Here is a 1371-nt window from a genome sequence, read left to right as displayed (position 1 = left end):
CCGTAGATGTAAGGAAGCTGGCGGTACGCAGCCGCGTCGCCTGTAGTGGCACTGCTGTGCGCGGTGTTGATGCCTGCGACGCCATAGCGACCACGACAACACGTACTCGACAGAGTGAGCGCCGCGCCATAGGAGGCGGCATAGTAGTCGGCGAATCTCCTGCACACTGAGCGGCACTGAACCTTCAGGTGTTTTTTTTGCCGCGCACCCGCAGGGTGACGAGCACGGCATGAGCCAGCAAGGCCAGCGTGATGTGGCGGTACCAGCCCTGCCATCGGCGTACCTCATATTGATCGAGCCCGCATTCGCCTTTGGTCGCCTCGAAGCCGGTTTCGATTTCCCACCTGCGGCCCGCGACGTTGACCAGGGTTTGCCGTGTGGTTTTGCTGCGCGGCGCGTACACGACGTAATACGCATGCTCGCGTTTCTCATCCAGGCTGCGTCGCACCAGCAGGTAATGCCCGAAGCGGCGCTCTTCGGTAGTGATCTGCAAGCGCCACAGCGGGGTCAGTGCCCAGTCATACAGGCGCTCGCCCTTTGCACCGGCACCCGCTGACAGGCGTCGCCACGCCCGTGCCGGCAGGCCTTCGGCGATCTGGTCGGCCCGTACGTAGTCGGGACCCTGCCACCATAGAGGTTCGTTCTTCGCGACGGCCAGCACGAAAGACTGGCCGCGCGACTCGAGCCATAGCCTCAGGTGACGGTCGCCGCCGTAGACTTCGTCGCCCGTGACCCAGCCGCACGGCACACCTGCATCCAGCGCCCGTTCAAGCATACTGCGCGCGAGTTGCGGCTTCGTTGCAAACTCCACCGACTCGGGAATACCCGCTGCCTCGCAGCGCACACGGTCATCGGTCCACGCCTTGGGCACATACAGTTCGCGGTCGATAAACGCGCTGCCGCCACGCCCGGCATAGCAGAGGAACACGCCGATCTGGCTGTTCTCGATACGGCCTGCGGTGCCACTGTACTGGCGTTGCACACCGGCCGAGTGCTGCCCCTTCTTGACGAAGCCGGTTTCATCCACGATCAGCACCGCGTCACGTTCGCCCAGTTGTTCAACAACATACTCCCGCAGTACATCGCGCGCGGCATCGGCATCCCACTGTGCCCGCTCCAACAGGTGCTGCACGCCGTCGGGTGTCGCCTCGCCGATCCATTCGGCGAGTTGCCAGCCGTTCTTACGCTCGACCGTGCCCAGCAGGCCCTTGAGGTACGCCAGCGAGCGCTGTCGGGGCTCGGGACGCCTGAACAGTTCTCCGAGTCGATGGTGCAGCGCCTCCAGCTCGTGCTCCCACGCTTTTGCAGTCGAGTGCATAGTCCTATTTACTAGTTATCCTAAATATCATTAGTATAGTAAAAAATCTACGA

At 62.5% G+C, this 1371-nt stretch carries 1 protein-coding gene; it reads right to left on the bottom strand.

All coding sequences use genetic code 11. From position 1 onward, the window contains the following. Positions 1–184 precede the first annotated feature (184 nt). Complete coding sequence (locus tag EOS_RS42990; protein WP_047898346.1) at positions 185–1318, bottom strand: IS701 family transposase; 1134 nt, start codon at positions 1316–1318, stop codon at positions 185–187. Positions 1319–1371 lie beyond the last annotated feature (53 nt).

This window comes from Caballeronia mineralivorans PML1(12), assembly GCF_001028175.1.
Taxonomy (GTDB): Bacteria; Pseudomonadota; Gammaproteobacteria; order Burkholderiales; family Burkholderiaceae; genus Caballeronia; species Caballeronia mineralivorans.
This window is presented reverse-complemented; position numbering and strand designations above follow the sequence as displayed.

Bases quoted from the DNA above. Each gene is read 5' to 3' on its own strand.
- EOS_RS42990 (WP_047898346.1), bottom strand. From the start codon at position 1,318: ATGCACTCGACTGCAAAAGCGTGGGAGCACGAGCTGGAGGCGCTGCAC.